Source organism: Streptomyces mesophilus (assembly GCF_011044995.1).
GTDB lineage: Bacteria > Actinomycetota > Actinomycetes > Streptomycetales > Streptomycetaceae > Streptomyces > Streptomyces mesophilus.
This window is the reverse complement of record NZ_JAAKZW010000012.1, coordinates 48,232-74,334: the sequence shown is the minus strand read 5'-3', so window position 1 is coordinate 74,334 and position 26,103 is coordinate 48,232. Positions and strand designations below refer to the sequence as shown.

General features: G+C 72.2%; 21 protein-coding genes and 1 tRNA gene. 7 read left to right on the top strand and 15 right to left on the bottom strand.

Going from position 1 to position 26,103, the window contains the following annotated elements; genetic code table 11:
• Nucleotides 1–30 precede the first annotated feature (30 nt).
• Together G6045_RS06540 and G6045_RS06535 are read right to left on the bottom strand one after the other, a co-directional pair.
• Nucleotides 31–2,625, bottom strand: a complete 2,595-nt coding sequence (locus G6045_RS06540; RefSeq protein ID WP_165330846.1) for an ABC transporter permease — start codon at nt 2,623–2,625, stop codon at nt 31–33.
• A gap of 67 nt (nt 2,626–2,692) precedes the next feature.
• Entirely contained in the window at nt 2,693–3,469 is a 777-nt protein-coding gene (locus G6045_RS06535) for an ABC transporter ATP-binding protein (RefSeq protein ID WP_165330845.1), read from the bottom strand.
• Between the two features lie 347 nt (nt 3,470–3,816).
• Here G6045_RS06535 and G6045_RS06530 point away from each other — a divergent pair.
• From G6045_RS06530 to G6045_RS06505, 6 genes are all read left to right on the top strand, one after another.
• Nucleotides 3,817–3,890, top strand: a tRNA-Thr gene (locus G6045_RS06530).
• Nucleotides 3,891–4,062: 172 nt separating this feature from the next.
• On the top strand, nt 4,063–5,763 hold the full coding sequence (locus tag G6045_RS06525; RefSeq protein ID WP_165330844.1) for a sensor histidine kinase: 1,701 nt from the start codon (nt 4,063–4,065) through the stop codon (nt 5,761–5,763).
• A complete protein-coding gene (locus tag G6045_RS06520) occupies nt 5,760–6,437 on the top strand; it encodes a response regulator (RefSeq protein WP_165330843.1) in 678 nt (225 codons plus the stop codon). The genes G6045_RS06525 and G6045_RS06520 overlap by 4 nt, the downstream gene beginning before the upstream one ends.
• 236 nt (nt 6,438–6,673) lie before the next feature.
• Nucleotides 6,674–7,810 carry an ABC transporter ATP-binding protein gene (locus tag G6045_RS06515; protein ID WP_165330842.1) on the top strand — a complete coding sequence of 379 codons (1,137 nt, stop codon included), beginning with the start codon at nt 6,674–6,676 and terminating at the stop codon, nt 7,808–7,810.
• Nucleotides 7,811–8,047: 237 nt separating this feature from the next.
• Complete coding sequence (locus G6045_RS06510; protein ID WP_165330841.1) at nt 8,048–8,491, top strand: hypothetical protein; 444 nt, start codon at nt 8,048–8,050, stop codon at nt 8,489–8,491.
• A gap of 141 nt (nt 8,492–8,632) precedes the next feature.
• On the top strand, nt 8,633–9,364 hold the full coding sequence (locus G6045_RS06505; protein ID WP_165330840.1) for a nucleotidyltransferase family protein: 732 nt from the start codon (nt 8,633–8,635) through the stop codon (nt 9,362–9,364).
• Between the two features lie 63 nt (nt 9,365–9,427).
• On the opposite strand, the gene G6045_RS06500 is transcribed toward G6045_RS06505, so the two are convergent.
• The 7 genes from G6045_RS06500 to G6045_RS06470 form a co-directional block, all read right to left on the bottom strand.
• Entirely contained in the window at nt 9,428–10,039 is a 612-nt protein-coding gene (locus G6045_RS06500) for a DUF11 domain-containing protein (RefSeq protein WP_165330839.1), read from the bottom strand.
• A gap of 244 nt (nt 10,040–10,283) precedes the next feature.
• Nucleotides 10,284–11,903 (bottom strand): DoxX family protein, encoded by a 1,620-nt coding sequence (locus G6045_RS06495; protein WP_165330838.1) that lies wholly within the window; start codon nt 11,901–11,903, stop codon nt 10,284–10,286.
• A gap of 103 nt (nt 11,904–12,006) precedes the next feature.
• Nucleotides 12,007–13,665 carry a PucR family transcriptional regulator gene (locus tag G6045_RS06490; RefSeq protein WP_165330837.1) on the bottom strand — a complete coding sequence of 553 codons (1,659 nt, stop codon included), beginning with the start codon at nt 13,663–13,665 and terminating at the stop codon, nt 12,007–12,009.
• A gap of 108 nt (nt 13,666–13,773) precedes the next feature.
• Nucleotides 13,774–14,880, bottom strand: a complete 1,107-nt coding sequence (gene menC, locus G6045_RS06485; RefSeq protein ID WP_165330836.1) for an o-succinylbenzoate synthase — start codon at nt 14,878–14,880, stop codon at nt 13,774–13,776.
• Nucleotides 14,877–15,779: a GNAT family N-acetyltransferase gene (locus tag G6045_RS06480; RefSeq protein ID WP_165330835.1), complete on the bottom strand. Its 903-nt coding sequence runs from the start codon at nt 15,777–15,779 to the stop codon at nt 14,877–14,879. The genes menC and G6045_RS06480 overlap by 4 nt, the downstream gene beginning before the upstream one ends.
• Entirely contained in the window at nt 15,776–16,891 is a 1,116-nt protein-coding gene (locus tag G6045_RS06475) for a M20 family metallopeptidase (protein WP_408056303.1), read from the bottom strand. The genes G6045_RS06480 and G6045_RS06475 overlap by 4 nt, the downstream gene beginning before the upstream one ends.
• A gap of 61 nt (nt 16,892–16,952) precedes the next feature.
• Complete coding sequence (locus tag G6045_RS06470; RefSeq protein ID WP_165330834.1) at nt 16,953–20,240, bottom strand: serine hydrolase; 3,288 nt, start codon at nt 20,238–20,240, stop codon at nt 16,953–16,955.
• Nucleotides 20,241–20,648: 408 nt separating this feature from the next.
• Between G6045_RS06470 and G6045_RS06465 the strand changes: the two genes are divergently transcribed.
• Nucleotides 20,649–20,912: a hypothetical protein gene (locus tag G6045_RS06465; protein ID WP_165330833.1), complete on the top strand. Its 264-nt coding sequence runs from the start codon at nt 20,649–20,651 to the stop codon at nt 20,910–20,912.
• A gap of 13 nt (nt 20,913–20,925) precedes the next feature.
• Here G6045_RS06465 and rlmB read toward each other — a convergent pair whose 3' ends face one another.
• From rlmB to G6045_RS06435, 6 genes are all read right to left on the bottom strand, one after another.
• Nucleotides 20,926–21,876, bottom strand: a complete 951-nt coding sequence (rlmB, locus tag G6045_RS06460) for a 23S rRNA (guanosine(2251)-2'-O)-methyltransferase RlmB (protein WP_165330832.1) — start codon at nt 21,874–21,876, stop codon at nt 20,926–20,928.
• 87 nt (nt 21,877–21,963) lie between these two features.
• Nucleotides 21,964–23,364, bottom strand: a complete 1,401-nt coding sequence (gene cysS / locus G6045_RS06455; protein ID WP_165330831.1) for a cysteine--tRNA ligase — start codon at nt 23,362–23,364, stop codon at nt 21,964–21,966.
• 79 nt (nt 23,365–23,443) lie between these two features.
• Complete coding sequence (locus G6045_RS06450) at nt 23,444–23,848, bottom strand: PPOX class F420-dependent oxidoreductase (protein ID WP_165330830.1); 405 nt, start codon at nt 23,846–23,848, stop codon at nt 23,444–23,446.
• Between the two features lie 95 nt (nt 23,849–23,943).
• Nucleotides 23,944–24,486 (bottom strand): 2-C-methyl-D-erythritol 2,4-cyclodiphosphate synthase, encoded by a 543-nt coding sequence (gene ispF / locus G6045_RS06445; protein WP_165330829.1) that lies wholly within the window; start codon nt 24,484–24,486, stop codon nt 23,944–23,946.
• Entirely contained in the window at nt 24,476–25,234 is a 759-nt protein-coding gene (gene ispD / locus G6045_RS06440; RefSeq protein ID WP_165330828.1) for a 2-C-methyl-D-erythritol 4-phosphate cytidylyltransferase, read from the bottom strand. Before ispD ends, ispF begins: the two co-directional genes overlap by 11 nt.
• A 318-nt stretch (nt 25,235–25,552) precedes the next feature.
• The gene (locus G6045_RS06435) at nt 25,553–26,035 is read right to left on the bottom strand and encodes a CarD family transcriptional regulator (RefSeq protein ID WP_003953493.1); all 483 of its coding nucleotides are present in this window, start codon (nt 26,033–26,035) and stop codon (nt 25,553–25,555) included.
• Between the last annotated feature and the right edge of the window lie 68 nt (nt 26,036–26,103).

The following is a 26,103-nucleotide window of genomic DNA, read 5'->3' as shown; positions in this document are numbered from 1 at the left end:
AGCCACACCCGCACCCGCACCCACCGTCCCCTACACCGAGTGCACCGCCCCAAGAACATCCATCCGCGCCGCCCGCCGCGCCGGCCAGATCGCCGCCAGCACGCCCACCACCAGCGCCAGGACCACGAACAACCCGAGCCGCAGCCACGGCAGCACCGTCTCGTACGCGGGCAACCCCCCACCCGCGACCCCGCTGTTGAGCCACGCCAGGAAGATCCCCGACCCGATCCCGAGCGCCGCGCCGAACAGGCAGATGATCACGGACTCCAGGCGCACCATCTGCCGGATCCCCGCCCGGTCGAGACCGATCGCCCGCAGCATCCCGATCTCCCGCGTCCGTTCGAAGACGGACATGGCCAGGGTGTTCACGACACCGAGCACCGCGATCAGGACGGCCATGCCGAGCAGTCCGTACATCATGTTGAGGACCGTGCCCACAGCCCCGGTCTCCTGCGCGACGATCTGGTCGCGGTCCTGCACCTTGAGCAGCGGACTGTTGCCGAGCGCGTCGCGGATCTTCCCGTCCAGGGACGAAGCCGAAGCCCCGCCGTCCGCCTTCACCAGGACCTCGTCCAGCCTCTTGTCCATGGCGTACGGCAGCACGTCGTCGAGCGTGCCGAGCGCCTCCTCGACCGTACGGTTCTTCTCGAAGACGCCCACCACCGTGAACGTCTTCTCCGTCGCACCCTTGCGCGCCCCGTCCACGAACCGCCCGCCGAGCTCGGCCTTGAACGTGTCGCCCACCACGAGCCCACGCTCCTTCGCCAACTCCTGCGACAGCGCGACCTTCCCGGGCCCGATATCGGTCAACGCCCCCGCCGTGAACCGCAGATCGGTCACCTTCCCGAGCGTGCCCGGGTCCGCGCCGGTCAAGTGCAGATAGCCGCCCGCCGTCTGCCCCATCGCCGAGGCCACAGGTGCGGCGACCGAGACCCCCGGCACCCGCGCCACCTTCTGCGCGGCGTCCGCCTCGATGCCTCGGTACGCGGAGTTGGAGATCCGGTAGTCGGCCGCGAGCCCGGTCGTCGCCTCGGCCGCCACGGCCCGGTCGGCCGACTGCGCGGCCACCGTGAGGCCGGTGATCAGGCACAGGCCGATCATCAGGGCCGACGCGGTCGCGGCGGTACGGCGCGGGTTGCGCAGCGCGTTCTCCTTGGCCAACTTGCCGCTCACGCCGTAGAGCCGCTCGGTCAGCCGCCCGGTCAGGGCGATGAACGGCCGCGAGAGCAGCGGCGCGAGCACGATCAGACCGACGAGGAACAGCCCCGCCCCGAACAGCGCGGTCAGCAGGTCGACTTCGGCGGGCTTCTTCAGGCCGGCCACGTACACCATGAAGGGCATCCCGCCCACGACGAGCAGCGCGCCGAGCACATTGCGCACCTTGAGGCTCCGCGGCGCCGGCGCCGCGTCCACCGTGCTCATCGCCTCGACCGGCGCGATCCGCGCGGCCTTGCGCGAGGGCAGCCAGGCGGCGAACACCGTCACCACGACACCGACGGCCAGGGACCACACGAGAGCCGCCGGCGAGATGACCAGCGGCCCGTCCGGCAGCCCGGCGCCACCCGCGTTGAGCAGCGACGGCAGGACGTACGCGATGCCCAGACCGAGCGCGAACCCGGCCGCCGACGCGGCGAGCCCGAGCAGGGCCGCTTCGACGAGTACGGAGCGTACGACCTGCTTGCGCGAGGCGCCGACCGCCCGCAGCAGGGCGATCTCGCGGGTGCGCTGGGCGATCAGCATGGTGAAGGTGTTGGCGATGATGAACACCCCGACGAACAGCGCGATCCCGGCGAACACCAGCAGCGCCTTGGTCAGCGCGCCGGTGTTCTGCGCGATGTCCCGGGACTGCTGCGCGGCCAGCGCCTGACCGCTGGTCGCGGTCGCGGCCCCGTCCTGCGGCAGTTGCGCACGGACGTCCGCGGTCAGCTTGCTCTCGTCCGTACCGGACCCCGCCCGCACAGTGATCTCGTCGTAGAACCCGGGCGCGGTGAACAGCTTCTGCGCGGTCGCCGTGTCGAAGACCGCGAGGGTGCCGCCGGCCGTGACGCGCGGGTCGTCCGTGGAGACGAGGCCGACCAGCTTCTTGGTGAGCGCGGGCCCGTCCGTCGCGAAACGCACGGTGTCGCCGATGCGGTAGCCGGCCTTCTCGGCGGTCTTCGCGTCGAGTGCCAACTCACCCGCGGAGGCCGGGGCGCGGCCCTTCGTGAGCGGGTAGAGCGGGTCCTTGCCGTCCTTGCCGGGGGCGTAGTTGACCGCCAGGTTGTGCCAGTCGGCGTCGGCGTTGACCGGGTCGCCGTCCTTGGCCGCGAGCGTGGCCCGGCCATTCACCGTGGGGCGTACGGACTCGGCGCCGGGCAGCTCGGCGATGCGCCGCGCGAGCTTGTCGTCGAGCGCGGTTCTGAAAGCGCCGGGCTTCGCCTCGGGTTCGGCGGTGGTGCCGTTGTCCTGCACGGCGACCGCGACCCCGTCGAGGTTCTTGGCGGAGGCGCCCCGGAAGGCGCCCGCGACGGTGTCGCCGAAGACGAGCGTGCCGGAGACGAAGGCGACGCCGAGCATGACGGCGAGCGCGGTCATGACCAGCCGGGCTTTGTGCGCGAGGACGTTGCGCAGGGCTGTTCGCAGCATGGAGGAGGGTCCTAAGGGTGTACGAGGCGAGGGTGTACGAGGGTGAGTCGGCCTGTGCGGGTACGGCTCAGCTGGTCCGTACGACGCCCTCGAACTGCCGCATCCGGTCGAGCACCGTGTCCGCCGTCGGCCGGTGCAGCTCGTCGACGATCCGGCCGTCGGCCAGGAAGATCACGCGGTCCGCGTACGCGGCGGCCACCGGGTCGTGCGTCACCATCACGACCGTCTGCTCCAGGGCATGCACCGACTCCCGCAGGAAGCCGAGGATCTCGGCGCCGGAGCGCGAGTCGAGGTTCCCCGTCGGCTCGTCCGCGAAGATGATCTCCGGCCGCGCGGCAAGGGCGCGGGCCACCGCCACCCGCTGCTGCTGTCCGCCGGAGAGCTGGGCGGGCCGGTGCGTCAGCCGGTCGGCGAGCCCGACCGTGCGCACCACGCGCTCAACCCACTCCTGGTCGGGCGTACGGCCCGCGATGGCGCCGGGCAGCGTGATGTTCTCGTACGCGGAGAGCGTGGGCAGCAGGTTGAAGGCCTGGAAGACGAAGCCCACCTTGTCCCGCCGCAGCCGCGTCAGCTCCCGGTCCTTCAGCTGCGACAGCTCCACCTCACCGATGCGCGCCGAGCCCGAGGTGATCGAGTCGAGGCCGGCCATGCAGTGCATGAGCGTCGACTTGCCGGAGCCGGACGGGCCCATGATCGCGGTGAAGCGGCCCCGCCCGAACTCCACGTCCACCGAGTCGAGGGCGACGACCCGGGTCTCGCCCGCGCCGTACACCTTGGTCAGGCCGGCGGCCTGTGCGGCGGCGGCGACCGGGCGGGCGTGGGCGGGGGCGGCGGCGTACGACATGGGGGCTCCTCGGCCGGGGACACGATGCGTCCAGCCTCCCGTCGCCCACCTGCCCGAATCGTCGCTCTGAGGGCGGGAATCGGGGCTCTGCCGAAGGTCGGGGACGGGGCGCCCGGTAGTCCTTGAGGACGACCGCGGGGCGACTTCGGAGGGACACCGGAGGCGAGCGCGGAAGGACCCCGGACGCGAGCGCGGAATGACCCCGGACGCGAGCGTGGAAGGACCCGGGAGACGACCGCGAAGACGGCCGCGAAGACGCTCGCGGAGGCGGGCAACTCGATGGCCCGGCGACAGCGCCGCTGTGTACAGTGAGGGAGCCTTGTGCGCGCGACCGAGGTCCGCGCGGCGCCCCCTTAGCTCAGTTGGCCAGAGCGGCTGTCTTGTAAACAGCAGGTCGTCGGTTCGATTCCGACAGGGGGCTCTTACGAAGCCGAAGGCCCCGCCCCCGCAAGGGAAGCGGGGCCTTCGGCGTTCCGGGACCTCGGCGCCCCGCCCGCAGGAGTGGCCCTCTTACTTTGGGCAGAGGACAGCGCGCCCAGGATCGCCCGCAGGGCGCACGGAATCGGCACGCGTACCGCCCGATACTGGACACCATGCCGTCCAGCCCTCCCCGCACCACCCCGCGCAGCCCCTTCGCCGACCCCGGCGAACAGGGCCGTCACCTGTGGCGGGCCGCCGCCGAGGCGACGGGCGGCGGCATCCTCGTCCTGGCCACGTACGCGGCGATGACGGGACTGCACGTCGACGTGCCGCACCGCTTCCTGATCCCGGTCACGCTGGCCGCCCTCGCACTCCTCGCGGTCCGCCGCCGCTTCCCCGTGACGGCCGTGCTCGGCCTCGCGGTGCTGCTCGGCGCCGTCCCGTTCTACGGACTGATCGCGGCCGTCACCTCGTACACCGTCACGCGCCGGCTGGCCGACCCGCGCCGCCGCACCCTGCTGCTCCTGGGCGCGACCGCGCTGGCCACGGCCGTCTCCGCCCTGATCACCCCCGCCACACTCCCCGGCGGATACGGCACCGCGTACGGGGCCGCGCTCGGCCTCGTCCTCGCCGCCACCACACTCGTCGTGCCCGGGCTCGTGGGGATCTCGGCGGGACAGCAGGACCGCCTGGTCACCGTGCTCAAGGAGCGCACCTCGGCCGCCGAGGAGGCCCGGCGCAACGCCGAGGACGCCTCGCGCAGCGAGGAGCGCACCCGGATCGCCGCCGAGATGCACGACCTGGTCGGCCACCGGCTCAGCCTGATCTCGCTGCACACCGGCGGCCTGGAGATGGCGCTGCGCGACCAGGACCCGAGGCTCCAGGAGAGCGCGGCCCAGGTGCGCCAGGCCACCCGGGACGCGATGTACGAGCTGCGCCAGATCCTCGGCGTGCTCGGCCCGTTCAGCCGCGACACCGGCACGGAGGCGCTGACCGACGCGACCGGGACGCGCGCCGACATCGAGGCGCTCGTGGCGGAGTCGCGCGGCGTCGGCATCCCCGTCGAGCTCGACTGGCAGGGACCCGACCTCGACCGGCGCGAGGCGCAGGTCCGCCGTGCGGTGCACCGGATCGTGCGCGAGTCGCTCACCAACGTCCACAAGTACGCGACCGGGGCGGCCGTCACGGTCACCGTCACGCACACGGACGATGAGGTGGAGGTCCGCGTACGCAACGCACCCCCCGAACTCCCCGCCGCCGAACCGGCGTCCGGCACCGGCCGCGGCCTGACCGGCCTGCGCGAACGCGTCGAGCTCCTCGGCGGGCGTCTCGACGCGGGGGTGCGGGCGGAGGGCGGCTTCCAGGTGTACGCGGTGATGCCCGCCGTCCCCGACCCCGCGGGGCGCCGCTCCGCGCCCGCCACTGGGGACGGCAGCGGTGCGACGGCGCTGTCCGGGATCCAGGACCGGGTGGGCACCGTCATCACCGCCCTGCTCGGGCTCGCGGGCGTCGCCGTCACGATGATGCTCGGCGTGATCCTGGTCGAGCAGGCCAGGCCGCAGCCGGAGTACGGCAAACCGGAGGCGATCCACGTCGGCATGTCCAAGTCGCGGGTCGAGCAGCTCACGTACGACAGCGACGTCGTGCGCGCGGCCGCCGCGGACCGTGAACCGGCCCGCCCGACGGGCGCGGCCAGTTGCCTGTACTCCTTCGGCGACGACGAGGACCAGTACAGGACGCAGGGCCTTTTCCGGATCGCGCGCTACTGCTTCGACCCGCACGGGACCCTCACCAAGATCGACGAATTCTCCGTGCCGATGGTGGTCGAACCCTCGGCCACCCCCGCGCCCGACCCGACCAGGGGGACCTCATGACGACTGCGACGACTCCGGTACGCGTCCTGCTCGCCGACGACGAGGAGATGATCCGCCGCGGTGTGCAGCTGATCCTCAGCCATGCCGAGGGCATCGAGGTGGTCGCCGAGGCCGTCAACGGCGAGGAGGCGATCGCGCTCGCCGCCGAGCACCGCCCCGACGTCGCGCTCGTCGACATCCGTATGCCGGTGCTCGACGGCCTGGCCGCGGTCCCCCGCCTCGTCGCCCTGGACCCGGCGCCCCAGGTCGTCATGCTCACCACCTTCGGCGACGACCAGAACGTCGTACGGGCGCTGCGCGACGGCGCGACCGGGTTCCTGCTCAAGGACGAGGGCCCCCAGGAACTGATCAGCGCGGTCCGCGCCGCGGCCACCGGAGACGCGGTCCTCTCCCCCGGCGTCACGGGCTCGGTCATCCGCCGCATGCTCTCCGGCGGCGCCGAGCCCCCGTCCGCCGCCGACCCCCGCATCACCCAACTCACCGACCGCGAACGCGAGGTCCTGTCCATGCTCGGCCGCGGCCTGTCCAACGCGGACATCGCCCGCTCGCTGGGCATCGGAGTGGGCACGGTCAAGACCCACGTGGGCGCGATCCTGGAGAAGACGGGGTCGACGAGCAGGGTCCAGGCGGCACTGCTCGCCCATCAGGCGGGAATCAGCCCCTCCGGCGCTTGAGGAGATCCGAGCGAAGCTCGGATGCGGGGGCCTGGGGCGAAGCCCCCGCGGCCCACCCACCCATGGGGACTGCACAAACCGACAACGACCTCTACCGCGAACCCCGCCCACCAGGTACGGTCGGCCCCAGTCCACCAAATGGACTACACCACCGCGGCACCCGCAAGGATCCCGCACCGGTGCAACCTTTACTCGGATCGTCCGGCACGTTCCTGCCGGTGAAGGGGGCCCTCACCATGGCCACTGTCTCGTTCAACAAGGCGACCCGTATCTACCCGGGTGGCGACAAGCCCGCCGTCGACCAGCTCGAACTCGACGTCCAGGACGGCGAGTTCCTCGTCCTCGTCGGCCCCTCCGGCTGCGGCAAGTCCACCTCCCTGCGCATGCTCGCGGGTCTCGAGGACGTCAACGCGGGCTCGATCCACATCGGCGACCGCGACGTCACGCACCTGCCGCCGAAGGACCGGGACATCGCCATGGTGTTCCAGAACTACGCGCTCTACCCGCACATGACGGTCGCCGACAACATGGGCTTCGCCCTGAAGATCGCCGGCGTCAACAAGGCCGAGATCCGCCAGAAGGTCGAGGACGCAGCCAAGATCCTGGACCTCACCGAGTACCTGGGCCGCAAGCCCAAGGCCCTCTCCGGTGGTCAGCGCCAGCGTGTGGCGATGGGCCGCGCGATCGTCCGTGAGCCGCAGGTCTTCCTCATGGACGAGCCGCTGTCGAACCTCGACGCCAAGCTCCGCGTCTCGACCCGTACGCAGATCGCCTCGCTCCAGCGCCGCCTGGGCATCACGACGGTGTACGTCACCCACGACCAGGTCGAGGCCATGACCATGGGCGACCGCGTCGCGGTCCTCAAGGACGGTCTGCTCCAGCAGGTCGACTCGCCGCGCAACATGTACGACCGCCCGGCCAACCTCTTCGTCGCCGGCTTCATCGGCTCCCCGGCCATGAACCTGGTCGAGGTCCCGATCACCGACGGCGGCGTGAAGTTCGGCAACTCGGTGGTGCCGGTCTCCCGCGAGGCCCTCTCCGCCGCCGCCGACAGGGGCGACCGCACCGTCACGGTCGGTGTCCGCCCCGAGCACTTCGACATCGTCGAGCAGAACGGCGAAGCCGCCAAGTCCCTGACCAAGGACAGCGAGGACGCCCCGGCCGGTCTGGCCGTCACGGTCAACGTGGTCGAGGAGCTCGGCGCCGACGGTTACGTCTACGGCTCCGCCGAGGTGGCCGGCGAGCACCAGGACCTCGTGGTCCGCGTGAACGGCCGTGCGGTCCCGGAGAAGGGCACCGTCCTGCACGTGGTCCCGCGTCCGGGCGAGACCCACGTGTTCTCGACCTCCACCGGCGAGCGCCTCAGCGACTGACGCTCCCGGCTCCTTGCGGCTCCTCGGAGTCACCAACTCACGGCCAAGGCCCCGCACTCAACGGTGCGGGGCCTTTCCCGTACGTACCCGATAACCCTCGCGAGTCGACAAATAGGCTGAAACACCGCCCATTTCGACCCCGTTCGTCAACACGGGATTCGAAAGCCGCCCTCGAACCATCCCTCGTTACGGTGACCAAATGTCGCCAAATCATCACCCACCGCTACTCTCACACGCGTGACGCACTCCAACTCCCACACGCCCCGGCGGCACCGGCAGGGCCCCGCCCGCCGCATCGGCCGCACCCTCGCCCTGGTACTCCCCGTGGTCCTGGTGCTCTCCGGCACCCTCGCGGTGGCGAGCGTCAACTGGACGGGCACCACGCCCTCGACGCTGACGTCGGCCTCCGAGGACATCTCCAAGCCCGCCAAGTCCCGTGCCCCGCAGGATGTACTGCGGGACGTCCTCCTCGCCGAGCTCCAGGAGAAGGACCCGGGCATCGCGCTGACGCACCTCCAGCAGGAGGTCGACCGGCGGCCCTCGCTCGCCAAGCACTGTGTCTCGATCGCCCGCGCCCTCGGTCGCGCCGCGGTCCAGCACTACGGTCCCGCCCGCGCCCAGTCCTTCTCGCGGCCGGTCTGCGACACGGCGTTCGCGGCAGGTGTGGCCGAGACCTCCTGAGCGGAGGCCGGCCCGAGGCCCGGGCCCTGCACACGTAGGGGCTCGGGCCGTGGACAGGCCGTTTATAGGCAGGGCTCGGGCCGTGGTCCTTGCGGGTGACCCGGCAGCGGCCCGGCACAGCCCGCCGCATAAAGTGCGGCCATGACCACGACCGCGCCCAGCGCGACCCCGACCCAGGCTGTCGTTCTCGCCGGTGGACAGGGCTCGCGCCTTCGCCCGTACACCGACGACCGGCCCAAGCCGATGGTCGAGATTCCCGGCACGGGGACCCCGATCATCGGCCATCAGCTGACCTGGCTCGCCGAGGAAGGCGTCACCGACGCCGTCGTCTCGTGCGGCCATCTCGCCGAGGTCCTCCAGGACTGGCTGGCGGCGGCCGATCTGCCGCTGAACGTGACGACGGTCGTCGAGAAGGAACCGCTGGGACGCGGCGGCGGCCTCAAGTTCGCCGCCGCGCATCTGCCCCACCCCGACCAGGCCTGGTACGCCACCAACGGCGACATCTGGACCCGGTTCTCGCTGCGCGCGATGGCCGAGTTCCACACGGAGCGCGCCGCCACGGCGACGCTCGCGCTGGCGCGGCCGCGGATTCCGTGGGGCGCCGTGGAGACCGACTCCTTCGGCCACATCACGGACTTCATCGAGTCGCCCCCGACCTCGTACGAGATCAATGCGGGCGTCTACGTCTTCGCGCCCGAGTTCGCGGCGCTGCTGCCCGATGTGGGCGACCACGAGCGCACCACGTTCCCGCAGCTGGCCCGGGCGCGGCGGCTTGCCGGGTTCCCGATCCCGCAGGGTGCGTACTGGCGCGCCATCGACACGGCGAAGGACCTCACGGAGGCCGCGAAGGAGCTTGCCGCGCTGGGGCGTTGAGCCTTACGCGAACGCAGAGGACCCCGGCCGCGGCCGGGGTCCTCTGCGTTCGCCGGGGTGTGATCAGGCGATGCGCGTGCGGACCGTGGCCGTGTTGTTGGTGGTGACGGACTCCGGCGTCGGAGTGGTGGCGACGACGTCGAATTGGACGTTGCCGCCGCCGTAGGACGGGCCCCGGCCGGCGATCTGCAGGGTCACGCTCCGGCCGGGCTCGAGCGGGCCGGTGGTGACCACGATCCGGCCGTCGACGAGCTGAGCGTCGGCGCTGCCCGCGCTGATGCGGTGGGCGCGGTGCTCGATGCCGTTGGGCAGGTCGGCGGTCGCACGGACCTGCTGTGCCGTGGCACTGCCGGAGTTGGTGATCTCCACCGTCCACAACTGCTCCTGGTCGTGGTCGATGTGGGCCGGTCCGGACGCGGTGACGCGCACGTCGGCCAGCTGCTTCTTCGCCGGGACGCCGCCGCCCCAGGGCTTGCCGTAGTCCTGGTGGTACGTGTCGGTCCAGTTGTCGGCGTAACCGCCGCCGTAGTTGTTCACCCAGGCGTCGCCGTAGCCGCCGCCGTATCCCGCGGACGCGGGCGCCGCGGTCGCCAGGGAGCCGCCGGCGACGGCAGCGGTGACGAGCAGGGCGGCGACGCCGCGGCGGCGCGGGGTGCGGATCGGCTTGGAGAACATGAGAAGACAGCCTCTCGGAGGTCGGGAACGGGAGAAATGAGGGCGCCGCCCACGGACCACTCCGGGACGGCACGAATAAGCCTGACGTAAACCCCGCCCCACTCCCCAAGCCAAAGGTCCTTGATCAAGCCCCTCTTGGTCCCGCACGACCCGACCACTGCCTCGGCCGAAAGGACGAGCCGACGCGGAAGGGCCCGGCACACCATCCGTGTGCCGGGCCCTTCCCCGTATCGCCGAGCGGGTCTCAGCCGAGGAGGCCGCCGATGAGGCCCGGCTCCTCCGCGCCGCCGGAGCCGCCGCCCGAGCCGCCGGGCTCGCCGGACGAGCCGCCGGAGCCGTCCGAGCCGCCGGACGTGGGGCCGCCGCTGGTTGCCGGCGGCTCGGGCTCCGCCTGCGGGGGCGGGGCCTGGCCCGAGCCGGCCGTCTCGCTGGGCTGCTCCGCGCCCGCCGAGCCGGGCTCGCGCACCGACTCGGGCGTGGACTCCGAGTCGGACGGCGGCGCCGAAGTGGCGCCCTCCGTCGGCGACTTGGAGGCCGACGGGCTGTCCTTCGCGTCGCGCCCCTCACGGGACTGGCTGGGCAGCGGCGAGCCGGGCAGTTCGTTGCGCGGCGGCTGGCCGGGACCCGGCACCGTGACGGTCTGCGCGCTGCGCACCGCACCGCCGAGCAGGGCGCCGAGCAGCAGCGTGGCGCCCACGACGAACGTGCCGATGAGCAGCCCGCGGCGCAGCACCCGGCGGCGCAGCTCCCAGAGTTCGGAGCGCGGTCCGAGCGTGCGCCAGGCCTCGCTCGCGAGCCGTCCGTCCACCGAGTACACCGGGGCGCCCGCGATGATCAGCGGCGACCAGGCGGCCAGGTAGATGATGTCCGGCGCGTCGTACGCGGGGACGGTCTTCCAGCTGACGGTGACGAGCAGCGCCGCGGAGAGCAGCGCACCGATCACCGCCGCGACCCGCTGCCACAGGCCGAGCACCGTCAGGACGCCGACGATCACCTGAAGGAAGGCGATGACGAGTCCGGCGCCGACCGGGTGCTGGAGCGCGAAGTCCCGCAGCGGTTCGGCGAGCGGCCAAGGGTGCAGCGAGTTCAGCCACTTGACCATCGAGCCGCGCTCGCCGCCGTCGAAGTAGACGGGATCGCAGAGCTTGCCCAGGCCCGCGTAGATGGAGATGAAGCCGAGGAAGATACGGAGCGGGAGGAGGACGACGCCGAGGTTGAGCCGGCGCCCGGGGTAGTACGCGTGCCGGACCGAGTCGGCTCCGTGGCGGCGCGCACCGGCCTCGTCGTCCTCGTCGAACTCGTCGTCCTCGTACGGGGATTGCGGCTGCGCGGGCCCTTCGCCCTCGGAGCGGAAGAACCCGTCGTAGGCGCTGTCGAAGGCGGAGACCGCCGGGATGAGCCGGGTCTCGTCGCCCTCGGGGTCGCGCGGTCCGACCACCTGCGGTGTCTCGACGGTGGCGTCGGGGTCGAGGCCGTCGAGCCGGTCGAGTTCCTCGACCTGGATCCGCGGGATGACCTGGGTGGCCGCTCCGTCGCCGAACTCCTCGGCCCCCTGCGCCACTTCGGCCCTGCGTGCCGCCTGCAGCAGTCCGGTGGCCGCGAGGTCGCCGGGCTCGCTCTTGCCGCTCCACACGACGGGCGCCCGGCGCCGCACGACGGAGGCGCCGGCGGCCGCGGGGATGAGGCCGGCGACAGAGGTGCCGGCGGCGATGCGCGGGGATCGGGGCAGTTTCGCGCCAGGGAGCTGCACACGGAAGCTTGCGTGATTGACGATGACCTGCGCCGGGTCGCACGGGACCTTCACCATGCTCAGCGCGGGAGCGTCGTCGAATCCCGTACCGGGTGTTCTGGTGTCCACACTCATCTAACCGAGTGACGTCACCTTAGGACACTGCCTTGACCCCGAAGATCTGTCCGTGACCGGTCAAGATCTTTACCTGTGCGGGGCACGGACCCGCGTCGCCGTCTCAGCCGGCCGCGGTGTCGGGCCTTTGGAGCAGGCGCAGTTGGAGCATCAGCGCGAAGCGTGACTCGGGGTCGGTCAGGTCGGCCCGGGCCACTTCGGCGACGCGCCGCAGCCGGTAGCGGAAGGTGTTCTGGTGGACGTACATGGCCGCCGCTGCCGCCGGTATGTCGCCGAAGGCGTTGAGCCAGGCCCGCAGCGTGTCGACCAGGTGCGCGTCATGGCCGCGGTCGTAAGCGAGGAGGCGGGCGAGCGGTCCGTCGGCCCGGTCGCCGCGTTCGGCGGCGAGGTCGGCGAGGTCGAGCAGCAGCGCCTCGATGTGCACATCCGCGATCCGGGCCAGTCGGCGCGGCCCGCCGCCGGCGCGCAGCACGCGCAGGGCGCGGTCGGCTCCTTCGCGGGAGCGCGCCAGGCCGCCGCCGTCCTCGGCGCAGGCCCCGATGCCGATCAGCGGGCGAAGCCGGTCGCCGACGCGGCTGAGGAAGTCGGAGCCGACGCGTACCGCCCGCTCCTCGGCATCACAGGGCACGGGCAGGATCCCGTACGCCACATCGCCGATGAGCCCGGTGGCGGCCCGCGGGTGCACCGCGCTCAGGTGCATCGCGAACGCGTCGGCGAGACGCTGCCGTTCGGCCGCGTGCCGTGCGTGCACGGCGGTGGAGCCGGCTGCCTCGGGCGGGTCCGGTGCGGTCAGGGCGAGCACGACACCGCCGTGGTCGGCGAGGCCGAGCCGGGCCAGGGCCTCGGTGGCGCGCGGCCCGCCTTCGAGCACGGTGGCGACCAGGTCGGCGCGCAGCCGCCGCTCCACATCGGCGCCCGCCCGCTGCCGCAGCAGGTGCAGGGCCACGAGTTTGGCCGCGTCGTGCAGCGCCTCGGTGCGCTGGGCGTTGAGCGGGGTGCGCACGGCGGCCCAGATGGACCCGAGGAGTTCGTCCCCGGCCCGTACGGCGATGGCGACGCGCGGGATGTGGAACTCCTCGGTCGCCGGGGGCTCCACGTGCACCGGCTGGTCGCCGCGGTAGAGCGCGCGGAAGACACCCTGGTCCTCGAGGAAGCGGGTGAAGCGCTCGGGCACTTGGCGGCCCAGGACCGTCTCCACGCGGGAGGGGTCGGCCTCGTCCTGGCGCCCGGAGAACGCCAGGACACGTGAGCTGCGGTCCTCGATGGTGACGGGGGCGTCCAGGAGCGCCGCGACCGCGTTGGCCACGGCGAACAGATCGCCCGAGGGGATGCCGCCCAGGGTCTGCGGGCCCACGTCGCCGACGTCGTCCTCGGCGAGCAGCGAGCGGAGCATGGCGGCCAGTTGGGCCCAGGACGCGCCCCGGGTGAGGGCGAGCAGCGCCACGCCCGACCGTTCGGCGGCCGCGGTCACGGCCGGGTCGGCGGGGGCGGGCGCGCGGACGACCAGGGCGACGGCGCCTGCCGCGCCGAGCTCGGTGAGCAGCCGTACGGTGTCGTCGGCCGTGCGCACGCCGATGCCGAGCACCAGCGCCCGCCGGGGCAGCACCGGTTCGTCCAGCGGGTCGTGGATGACCACCCCGCCGATCGCGCCGGCGCCGGCCGGGTCGCCGCAGACGAGGTCGAGGAGGGTGGTGCCGAGGTCCTCGAGGACGCGCCCGAGGCCGGCTCGCGGCCCCGGACCGCCGTCGGAAGCCCTGGTCATGGCCGTGTCGCGGCCGTATGGACCGCATTCATGGCCGTGTCGCGCCCGTATGGACCGGATTCATGGACCGGATTGTGTGCCGCCTCCTCCCGTGCAGACAAGGGGCTGTCACAGAGAGATCCACTCGGTCGTGACCGTCACTTCCTCCAAGGCCTCGGGGACCGGGACCACTCCGAGGCCCGGCCCGGTGGGGACCGGCAGGTGTCCGTCGTCCAGGACGAAGGGCTCGGTGATGTCGGTGCGGTAGTAGCGGTCGGAGGCGGAGGTGTCGCCCGGCAGCGTGAAGCCGGGCAGCGCGGCGAGCGCGACGTTGGCCGCACGTCCGAGCCCGGTCTCCAGCATCCCGCCGCACCACACGGGCACCCCGTGCGCGCTGCACACGTCGTGGATCCGGCGCGCTTCGAGGTAGCCGCCGACCCGTCCGGGCTTGATGTTCACGATGGAGCAGGCGCCCAGGGTGATCGCCGCGGCGGCGGCGCGGGCCGAGGTGATGGATTCGTCGAGGCATACGGGGGTGGTGATGGCCTTCGCGAGTGCGGCGTGGCCGAGCAGGTCCTCCTCGTCGAGGGGCTGCTCGATCAGGAGCAGTCCGTACGGGTCGAGGCGCGCCAAGTGCCGGGCGTCGGCGAGCGTGTAGGCGGTGTTGGCGTCGGCCTGGAGCAGCAGCTCGTCGCCGAAGTGCTCGCGTACCGCGCGTACGGGCTCGACGTCCCAGCCGGGCTCGATCTTCAGCTTGATGCGTACGTATCCGGCGTCGAGATAGCCGGCGACGGCTTCGAGCAGCTGCGGTACGGAGTCCATGATGCCGACGGACACCCCGCAGGGCACCCGGTCGTGCACGGCGCCCAACTCCCTTGCCAGGGACACCCCTTGGGTGCGCAGATCGGCGTCCAGGACGGCCGTCTCCAGGGCGGCCTTCGCCATCCGGTGGCCGAGGTAGGGGGCGAGCGCGGGGGCGACGGCCGCCGCGTCGAGCTGTGCGCGGCCCGCGAGCGCCGGGATCAGGAAGCGGCGCAGCACGTCGGCACAGCCCGCCACGTACTCCGAGGAGTAGAGCGGACCCTCCATCGCCACGCACTCGCCCCACCCTTCGGCCTCGGTGCCGACGGCCCGCAGAAGCAGGGCCGAGCGCTCGGTGAGCGTGCCGAAGGAGGTGCGGAAGGGCGCCACCAACGGCAGCCGGATCTCGCGGAGTTCGACCCCGGTGAGCTTCACAGTGCGTCCTTTCGTACGAGGAGATACCAGCCGGACCGTTCGAAGCCCGTCACCTGCCAGCCGTCGGCGAGCAGTCCGCCGAGGACGTCGCGTACGGCCGTGCGCCAGGACGCGGCTGCCGCCGGGTCGGCGCGGCGCAGGGCCTCGATGTCCTCGGGCACGGCGACCCGGGCGCGTGGTCCGGTGACGGCTTGGGCGCGGGGCCGGCCGGAGGGGGTGACACCCAAGGCGACGGCGGCCGGTTCGGCCGGTGGGTCACCGGGGCGGGCCACGGCCTCGCCGGGTCGTCGGCCGTGGCAGGCCGCGGCGACCTCGGGGGCGGTGAGCGGCCAGGTGACCAGGAGCCGGTCGGTGTCGTCGGCGCCGTTGATGCCGTCGTCCATCCGCCCGTAGAAGTTGGGCAGGTACTGCGTGGGGCGCCCGGCCAGCTTGCCCAGGTTGAAGTAGGCGTTGCGGCGCACCAGCGGGTCGAAGGTCCAGGAGACCTGGGTGGCCCCGCGCTGCAGTGTCCAGGCGCGCTGGTGCGTCTTGAGGGCGAAGCCGACGCTGCGGCCGCGCATCCGGGCCGAGACGCCGGCGATATGGCTGTGCAGCGCGCCGTCGGGCGGCGGTCCGAAGAAGCCGATGCAGGCGCCCACCAGGTGTTCACCGTCGAAGGCGCCCGCGACGTAACTGCCGGCCTTGTCCATCGCGCGCAGCAGCTCGGGCGTCACCAGGCCGTTCTCGCCGCCGGGTTTCCAGATGCCCTCGAAGAGGGCGCAGACGGCGTCCAGTTCGGGCAGGGCGCTGATCGGCCGCACCTGGCAGCCGGCCGCGTGGGCGGCGCTGTCGGCCGCGTCCTGCGCGTCGGCGTACAGGGCGGTCTGCTGTACGGGCACGGTCAGGGGGATCTCGTTCATCGGCCGATCCCGTCGTCCGCCGCCCGTGGGTTCCGCTCCGCGAGCACGTCGGCCACGAGTGCGGTGAACAAGGCCGTACGACTGGGGAGTTCGGCCACGACCACGTGCTCGTCATCGGCGTGCGCGCCCCCGCCCACCGCGCCGAGTCCGTCGAGGGTGGGAACGCCGGCCCCGGCGGTGAAGTTGCCGTCGGAGGCGCCGCCCACCGCGGCGGAGCCCGGTGCGCCGATGCCGAGCTGCCCGGCAAGGAGCACCGCGCGGCGGTAGAGCGTGGCCGATGCGGAGGCGTCCAGGGGCGGCCGGTTGGGGCCGCCCGTCACCTCGATCGCCGCACCCGGTAGCCGGGGGCCGAGCGCCTTGAGCGCCAGGTCGACCCGCTCCTGTTCCGCCGCGTTGCGTACGCGGACGTCGACGGCGAACCTGCCCTCCGCGGGCACGGTGTTGGTGCTGGTACCGGCGGCCAGCAGGGTCGGGGTCACGGTGGTACCCGCGGCGGGATCGCCGAGGGCGGCGACCGCGAGGATCTGGTGCGCGGCCTCCACGGCGGCGTTCACCCCGCGCTCGGGCTCCAGCCCGGCGTGCGCCGCCTTCCCGCGCAGCACCACCTCGTAGCGCGAGACGCCTTTGCGTTCGGTCTTCAACGCCCCGCCGTCCGCGGACGCTTCGAGGACGAACGCCGCGGCGCAGCCCGCCGCCTCGGACTCGATGAGTTCCCTGGACGACGGTGAGCCGAGTTCCTCGTCGCCGGTGACCAGGAGGGTCACCCCGTCCGGGGTGCCGAGTGCGGCCAGCGCGTGGAAGGCCATCACCAGGCCCGTCTTCATGTCGAAGCAGCCGGGCCCGCGCAGCACCCCGTCCCGCACCCCGAACGGGAGCCGGGCGAGGGTGCCTTGGGGCCACACCGTGTCGTGATGGCCCAGGATCAGCACCCGCCGCGGACCGCCGCCGAGGCGCCAGCGCAGGTGGGTGCGGCCGTCCAGGACGATCCGCTCGGGCTCCTGGCCGAGGCGGTCCGCCCCCATGGCGGCCACCACCTCGGCGGAGCGCGCCACCGCCGCGAGATCGGTCGATGGGGACTCGCAGGTCACCAAGTGCTCGATATCGGCGAGCAGCGCGGGCAGCGCGGCCCGGAACCGGTCGACCAGCGTGGGGTCATCTTGCAGCAGGTCCACGTCAGGACACCTTCGGGGTCGCGCGAACGCCGAAGTGCACATAGCGCTCGCCGGTCGGCAGGCTGTAGAAGGTCACCGGTGTCCAGGCAGCGGAGCCCGGGCGCCGGATCAGGAACACCTCGTCCGTGACCGGCACCAGGTCGAACTCCTCGACCGGTTCGGGCACGAGGGCGGCGAGCGGCCCGGTCACCGTCATCCGCAGCCGGGGCCCTTGTGCGTCGTCCAGGATCTCGATGCGCGCACCCGCCCGCTCGTAACAGCCGACGTGTGCGCTCAGGTCCACCTCGACCGGCGTGGACGGCGGCGCGAGGGGGATGGGCATCTCGATCCCGGCCAGCTCGGCGAAGATCTCCCGGAACAGCTCCAGATACAGATCGTGCGCACCCCCGCCGTTGGTGAGCAGCGTGACCGCGAGATCCTGCTCCGGCAGCACCCGCAGGAACGCCGACTGGCCGAGAGTGTTGCCGTCATGGCCGATCAGCCGGTGGCCGTCCCAGCCGAAGCGGATCCAGCCGAGCCCCCAGGAGTCGCCGAGCGTGTGCGCGTCCGGCAGCTTCACCTGCTCCTGGGTCATCGTGTGCGCGGCGCCCTCGGACAGCACCCGCGTGCCGTCGGGAGCGGTGCCGCCGGCCAAGTGCATCCGGGCAAAGGCCAGGACGTCGGCGGCCGTTGCGGTGATCAGCCCCGCGGGTCCCGCGGAACGGGCGAGGCCCCAGACCGGCACCGTACGCGGCTCTCCGCCGCCGCCCGCGTCATGCCCCATCGCGGCACGGAAGCGCAACGCCTCCTCGGGCAGGGTGACGGTACGGTCCAGACCCAGCGGGGCGCACAGCCGCTCGCGCAGGGCCTGGTCCCAGCTCATGCCGGTGAGCTTCTCGATGACGCGGCCCGCGAGCACATAGCCGGAGTTGCAGTACGAGAAGGTCGCGCCGAGCGGGTGGTTCTGCGCCGCCTCGTCGAGCCGGTCCGCGTACCGCTCCAGGCAGTCGTCGCCGCGCCCGGTGTCGGTGAACACATCGCCGTCGATCCCGCTGGTGTGGGTGAGCAGGTGCCGCATCGTCACCTTCTGCGTGACCTGCGGGTCGGAGAGCCGAAGCTCCGGGAGTACGTCGACGAGGGGCGCGTCGAGGTCGATGAGCCCCTCGTCCGCGAGCTGCATCACCAGGGTGGCGGTCCACACCTTGGTGATCGAGCCGATCTGGAAGAGCGAGTCCTCGGTGGCCTCGACGCCGGTGTCCTTGTTGAGCACGCCGTGGGCGGCGAGGGCGAGTTGTCCGCCGCGCGAGATGCCAAGGACCGCACCCGGCACCCGGTGCCGAGCAGCCAGTTCGCCGAGCCTGCGCTGCCAGTGCGCGGTGTCCAGGGGCGGGCGCCGCCCGGCGGCGTGCTCCTCCACCCAGTCCACGATGCGGCGGCCCAGGTCGGTGCGGTGCGAGGGCGGCCCGTCGAGCAGGAACAGGTGCGAGCCGCCCGGGTAGAGCACGAGCCTTGTGGGCACGCCGCGTTCACGCAGCGCGGTGAACCACTGCTCGGCCTGCCCGGCCGGGCAGAGCTCGTCGTCGGCTCCGTGCACGACGAGGGTGGGGGTGCGGACGTGCTCCACCCTTGCGTACGGGGAGAGTTCGGCGTAGTGCGTACGGTGCTGCCACGGCGGTCCGCCCAGTTCGGCGACCCCCAGCGCACGGGCCTCGTCGCTGGTGCCGCACATGCTGGTCAGATCGCTGACCACCCCGCCGGCGACGGCGGCGGCGAACCGGTCGTCGCGGCCGGTCAGATAGCAGGCCATATAGCCGCCGTAGCTGTACCCGGCGACCGCGAGCCGCCGCGGGTCGGCGACGCCCTCGGCGACCAGCACGTCGAGCGGTTCGAGGAGGTCCTGGGCGTCGGCCCTCCCCCAGGCGCCGACGGCGGCGGTGAAGAACGCCTCGCCGTAGCCGTCGCTGCCCCGCGGGTTGAGCAGCAGCACCGACCAGCCGCGGGCGACGAGTTCCTGGTGGTAGAGGTGGATGGAGTCGGCGGCGGCGTTCCACGCGTTGTGCGGACCGCCGTGGATGTCGAGCAGCAGCGGTCCGGGGCCGATACGGGCCGGATCGCGCAGCAGCCAGCCGTGCACGATGGTGCCGTCCGAGACCGTGAACTCCCGTTCCTCGGGCGCGAAAAGCTCCACATCCGCGAGGCTCTCGCCGTGCGTGGTGAGGACCCGGGTGCGTCCGGTCGCCAGGTCGACCGTGACGATCTCGCCGTACGAGACGGGTGTCGCGAGGACGAGCGCGGCGGTGGATCCGGCGGCCGAGAGCCCGGACACCACCTGCCCCGCACCCGCCATGAGCGGCCGCGCCTCCCCGCGTGCGTCGAGGTCGTACAGGTGGGTGCACCCCCGGTCGCGTACGCAGAACAGCACGCTGTCGCCCGTGACTTGGGGCACCGCACCCGGATAACCGGGGCCGCCGGGCATCACGTTGCGGTCGAGCGCGACGGTGAGGTCGTCCGCCGGGCCGCCGTCGAGCGGGACCCGCAGCAGGCCCGCGTGCCCGATCCGGGTGTCCCCGCGGCCGACGACCAGGAGGGCACTCCCGTCGGCGGTCCAGGTGACGGTGTGCGCCTGCCCCTCGCCGCTGCCCACGAGACGCGGTGCGGCTGCCGGGTGCTGCGCGTCCACCACGTACGCCGCACTGCGCAGGGTCAGATCCGCATCGTCGCCGTACGCCGAAGTGAAGGCGAGCGTGCGCGAGTCCGGCGACCAGGCGGGAGCGCGCACGTCCCAGTCGCCGTGGGTGAGCTGCCGGACGGTGCGGGTGCCCAGGTCGAGGACGTGCAGCTGGTTGCGTACCGCCCCCAACAGGCCCTGGCCGTCCGCCTTGTAGCCGAGCCGGTCCGTGACGACAGGGGCCGCTTCGTACGAGGGCCCCACCGGCGCCGTGAACGCGAGCGCGCTCCCGTCCGGGCTCCACACCGGCGCCCCCGCGCCCAGCGGCAGCCCCGTCACCGGCTCGGGCTCCCCGCCGCCGGCCGGAAGCAGCCACACCTGCCCCGGCCCGTCCCCGCCGCGCAGGAACGCGAGCCACCGCCCGTCCGGGGACCAGGCGGGCGCGGTGTCCGCCGGACCGCGGGTCAGCCGCCGCGCCGGACCGGTGCCGGCCGGCACCGTCCACAACTCCCGGTGATCCCGGTCGTGTTCACGCTCCGCGGTGCGCAGGACGTACACCACACGGGTGCCGTCCGGGGAGAGTGCGGGCTGCTCCGGGAGCGCGATGGCGTACAGGTCGTCGATGCCCAGGCGTCGTGTCATGAGGGGTTCTCCCCTGCCGGACCACGTGGTCATGCGGATCCCCACCTCCGAGGCTGCGAACCGTGCTGCCCGGAAGGTAAAGCAGGAGACGCGGCGGGATCTTCGTCGTCCGCGCCAAGGAGAGACGGCCCTTTTCGTCGCCGGCGACGAACGAGGGCGCGGAGCTGGTGCAACAGCCCCGCGCCCTCAAGTCCGCTGTCCACAGCGTGAGATGGCATTGCCGCGACGTGGGATACATGCCAGCATCCGCGCCATGCTTCGTCAGCTCATTATCAGCTGCGGCGTGCCGGCACCGAGGTGATCCGGAGGCGACCCCTCCGATCGACCCGCCGCCGCACGCAGACCTCTCGCATCCCGCGAGGGGTCTTTTTGCTTTCCCACCCACCTTGATACGAGGAAGCACCCGCCATGACGCCACAGGAACTGTCACCCCAGGACCCGGCCTCCCGCCTCACCGTGACCCTCCGCCACACCCGCGAGGGCCTCGGCCGGGTCGTCACGACCCTGCGCTCCGTGCCGGTGAGCGAGCTGACCTACCGGGTGTCCGAGGACGCCCGCGCCACCGCCGAGATCGTGCTCGCGCCGGCCGACGCCCCGCGGGCCCGCAAACGGCTCGACCGCATGGTGGACGTCCTTGCGGTCACGGAGTCGCCCGCGATGGCGGCCCCGTAACCGCGCGAAGGGCTCAGCTCCTGCGCCGAGCCGCCTCGTACAGCACGACGCCCGCCGCCACACCGGCGTTCAGGGACTCCGCGCCGCCGGGCATCGGGATGCGCACGAGGTAGTCGCAGGTCTCGCCGACCAGGCGGGACAGGCCCTTGCCCTCGCTGCCGACCACGATCACGACCGGGCCGTCGAGGGCCTCCAGGTCACCGACCTTGTGCTCACCGTCGGCCGCGAGACCCACGATCGTCAGGCCCGCCTTCTGGTACGCCTCAAGGGCGCGCGTCAGGTTCGAGGCACGGGCCACGGGCGTACGGGCCGCGGCACCGGCCGAGGTCTTCCACGCGCCGGCCGTCATACCGGCCGCACGGCGCTCGGGTACAACCACGCCGTGCCCGCCGAACGCGGCGACGGAACGGACGACCGCACCGAGGTTGCGCGGGTCGGTGATGCCGTCGAGCGCGACGATCAGCGGCTCCTCGCCCACGTCGAAGGCCGCGGCGGCCAGGTCCTCGGGGTGCGCGTACTCGTACGGCGGGACCTGGAGCACCAGGCCCTGGTGGTTGAGCCCGTTGGTCATCCGGTCGAGCTCGGGCTTCGGCGCCTCCATCAGGTGGATGCCGCCGCGCTGCTGCGCGAGGTGGAGCGCGTCACGCACCCGCTCGTCGTTGTCGATGAACTGCTGCACGTACAGCATCGTCGCCGGCACTCCGTCGCGCAGCGCCTCGTACACCGGGTTGCGCCCCACGACCATCTCCGACTGCCCCTTGCCGCCGCGCCGGGCGACGGGCTTGCGGGCGGCCTGCTTGGCCTTGGCGTTGGCGATGCGGTTCTTCTTGTGCTTCTTGCGCATCTCCGCGGGCGGCGTGGGGCCCCTGCCCTCGAGGCCGCGACGCCGGTTGCCACCGCTGCCGACCGTCGCACCCTTCTTGTTGCTGGTGCGACGGTTCCTGCGCTGGCTGTTCCCGGCCATGACCTACCTGTTTCTGCGTCCGTAAAGCATGAAGTACGTATATGAAGTGTGCCGCCCGGCGGACCGGGCGGCACATCTAGCGCTTGATCAGCGCGGACCGAGCGTCCACCGCGGTCCGTCGGGGCCGTCCTCGATGACGAGACCCGACTGGTTGAGCTGATCGCGGATGGCGTCCGCCGCGGGCCAGTCCTTACGGGCCCGTGCCGACTCGCGCTGCTGGAGCACCAGGCGTACGAGGGTGTCGACGACGCCGTGGAGGTCCTCGCCGCGGTCCGACTCCCCCGCCCAGTGCGCGTCCAGCGGGTCGAGGCCGAGGACGCCGAGCATGGCCCGCACCTCGGCGAGGCGCGCGACGGCGGCTTCCTTGTCGTCGGCGGCAAGGGCGCTGTTGCCCTGGCGGACCGTGGTGTGCACGACGGCGAGCGCCTGCGGCACACCGAGGTCGTCGTCCATGGCCTCGGCGAACGCGAGCGGCACCTCGGCCGCGGGCTCGACAGGGCCCCCGGCCTTCTCCACGACGCGCTGCACGAAGCCCTCGATCCGCGCGAACGCGGACTCGGCCTCGCGCAGGGCCTCCTCGCTGTACTCGATCATCGAGCGGTAGTGCGGGGTGCCCAGGTAGTAGCGCAGCACGATCGGCCGCCAGCGCTGGACCATCTCGGACACGAGCACCGAGTTGCCCAGCGACTTGGCCATCTTCTCGCCGGCCATGGTCACCCAGGCGTTGTGCAGCCAGAAGTTCGCGAACTCATCGCCGTACGCCTTGGCCTGGGCGATCTCGTTCTCGTGGTGCGGGAAGATCAGATCGAGCCCGCCGCCGTGGATGTCGAACGCGGAGCCCAGGTACTTGTGGGCCATCGCCGAGCACTCCAGGTGCCAGCCAGGACGGCCGCGGCCCCACGGGGACTCCCAGTCGGGCTCGCCCGGCTTGGCCGCCTTCCACATGGCGAAGTCACGCGGGTCGCGCTTGCCGGTGATGCCTTCCTCGGCCGGCTGCAGCAGATTGTCCAGCTCCTGGTTGGACAGCTCCAGGTAGCCGGGGAAGGACCGCACGTCGAAGTAGACGCTGCCGTCCGCCTCGTACGCGTGCCCGCGCTCGATCAGGCCGCGCATCATCTCGACCATCTCGGTGATGTGGCCCGTGGCCCGCGGTTCGTACGTGGGCGGCAGGCAACCGAGCGCGGTGTAGCCGTCGTTGAACGCGCGCTCGTTCTCGTACCCGATCGACCACCACGGGCGGCCCTGCTCGCCGGCCTTCGCGATGATCTTGTCGTCGATGTCCGTGACATTGCGGATGAAGGTCACGTCATAGCCGCGGTACGTGAACCAGCGGCGCAGGATGTCGAAGTTGAGCCCCGACCTGATGTGCCCGATATGCGGGGCGGCCTGCACGGTCGCGCCACACAGGTAGATCGAGACGCAGCCCGGCATGAGCGGGGTGAAGTCACGGATCTGCCGGGCGCTGGTGTCGTACAGGCGAATAGTCACGACATCAAGGGTAGTGGGCGCCGGGCAGTGCCCCGCGACCGTTACGGGGCCGCGGGACAACATTGTGATACGGAGCGGCTCAGATCCGGCCGACGACCTTGCGCGGCGTCACGCGGACGACCACGCGCGGGGCATCCTGGGCGGCCGTCGCGTTGAACTCGGCGTACTTCTTGCCGACGTACTTCAGCGCCAGCTCGTCGATCAGCTCCTGCCCGCCCTCTTCCGTCATCTCGGCGGTGCCGCGGATCTCGGCGTAGCTGTACGGGGCGTCGAAGGGCTGCACCACGATGCTGAGCCGCGGGTCACGGCGCAGGTTCTTCTCCTTCTGCCGCCCGAGCGTCGTGGAGAAGAGCAGATCGTCCCCGTCTCGCTTCACCCACACCGGCGACACCTGGGGGCTGCCGTCGGGCTGGATGGTGGCGACGGTGATGAACACGGGGGTGTCGAGCAGCGCCTTGAGTTCGGCGGAGAGTTCGGCGGACATGGAGGGCCTCCGGTGCGGTTCGGGTACTCGTTGACTCCGCAACGACTACCCGAACCTGACGCCCGCATCCAGGTACCGCGCCGCCGGCCGGCCCCTCAGACCCGGACGACCAGCGCGGTCGCGATCGCGGCCAAACCCTCGCCGCGCCCGGTGAAGCCGAGACCGTCCGATGTGGCGGCGGACAGCGACACCGGGGCGCCCGCCGCGGCCGACAGCACCTTCTGCGCCTCGTCCCGGCGCTTGCCGATCTTCGGGCGGAGGCCGACGACCTGCACGGCGACGTTCCCGATCTCGAAGCCCGCCGCCCGCACGATCCGCGCCGCCTCCGTCAGGAGCGTGACGCCCGAGGCGCCGGACCACTCGGGCCGCCCGGTGCCGAAGTGCTGACCGAGGTCACCGAGCCCGGCCGCCGAGAACAGCGCGTTGCACGCCGCGTGCGCCACGACATCCGCGTCGGAGTGCCCCTCGAGCCCCGGCCCGGAGTCCTCCCACAGCAGCCCGCCGACCCACAGCTCACGGCCCTCTTCCGCAGAGAACGCGTGAATGTCCGTACCGATGCCGACCAGCGGCAGTCCGGCGATACGGGGGGCCTCGGCGCTACGGGGAGTCTCGGCGATACGGGGGGTCTCAGAAGCCATCGTTCTTCCTCCTGCGCGCGAGCACGGCCTCGGCGAGGACCAGATCCAGCGGACGCGTCACCTTGAACGCCTCCTCGTGCCCGGGCACCACCACGACCGGCAGACCGAGCTGCTCGACCATGCTCGCGTCGTCGGTGACGTTCTCGGTGACGGTCTCGTGCGCCCGTACGAGCGTGGCGCGCTCGAAGCCCTGCGGGGTCTGCACCGCACGCAGCCGGGCGCGGGCCGGTGTGGACAGCACCGGCTCGGGACCGTCGGCGCGGGGCTCGACCTCCTTGACGGTGTCGGCGAGCGGCAGCGCGGGCACGACGGCGACCGCCCCGTCCCGTACCGCCTCGATCACCGCGTCGACCGTGTCGACCGGAACGAGCGGCCGGGCGGCGTCGTGCACGAGCACCGTGTCGTAGCCGGGCGGCAGCGCGTCGATACCGGCCTTCACGGAGTCCTGGCGGTTCTCGCCGCCGGGCACGACCAGGAAGTCGGTGCGCTCGGGCAGCGTGTGCGCGTCGAGCAGCGTCTTGACCTCGGCGGCGCCGTCCCGCGGGGCGACCACGACGACCAGGGAGACGGCACGGGACGCGGCCATGGCGCGTACGGCGTGGATGAGCATCGGCGTACCGCCGAGCGTCCGCAGCGCCTTCGGGGCGCCGGGTCCCAGGCGCACTCCGCGGCCGGCCGCGGGGATGACCGCGGCGGTACGGGCGGCGCCGGGCGCACTCGGGGGAGCTTGAGTCGTTTCGTCTGACATCAGGTCCGCGTTCAGGTTTGTGTCCTCGGGAGACATGGGTATGGCCACACCGTGCCGGGCGCGACGCCTTGACCGCGACCCCTTCCGTGACACGCGGTCGAGCACCTGGGCGCCAGTGCCCGGGCCCGGCACACATCAACAGCGGGGAGCATTTCGTCGGCACCCGGTAGCGCACTGCCTTCCGAAACGCCGACAAGCATGCCGCAGTGCCCGGCGGCTCGGTCTGGGACCGGCCAGCGGGCACCGCGGCATCATTGTGCAGGTCGCAGCACGCCTACGACCTATGGGGGCGATCGGTGATCCCCCCGACTCTTCGCGTCAGGACGCGAGGACCTCGTCGAGCAGGGCCTCGGCCTTGTCCTCGTTGGTGTTCTCCGCGAGCGCGAGCTCGCTCACCAGGATCTGGCGCGCCTTCGCGAGCATGCGCTTCTCGCCGGCCGAGAGGCCACGCTCACGCTCACGCCGCCACAGGTCACGTACGACCTCGGCGACCTTGATGACATCACCCGAGGCAAGCTTCTCGAGATTCGCCTTGTAACGCCGGGACCAGTTGGTGGGCTCTTCGGCATACGGTGCGCGCAGCACCTCGAAGACCCGGTCGAGTCCGTCCTGACCGACAACGTCGCGCACGCCGACGAACTCCGCATTGTCCGCTGGCACACGAACAGTCAAGTCGCCCTGGGCGACCTTCAGCACCAAGTAGGTCTTGTCCACGCCTTTGATCTGGCGAGTTTCGATAGCCTCGATCAGCGCGGCCCCGTGATGGGGATAGACCACGGTGTCGCCAACCTTGAACGTCATGTGACAGGTACCCCTTCCGTGGCTATCCAGGGTAACACGGAAACGGCGGGTTCTGAATGGCGTTTTCG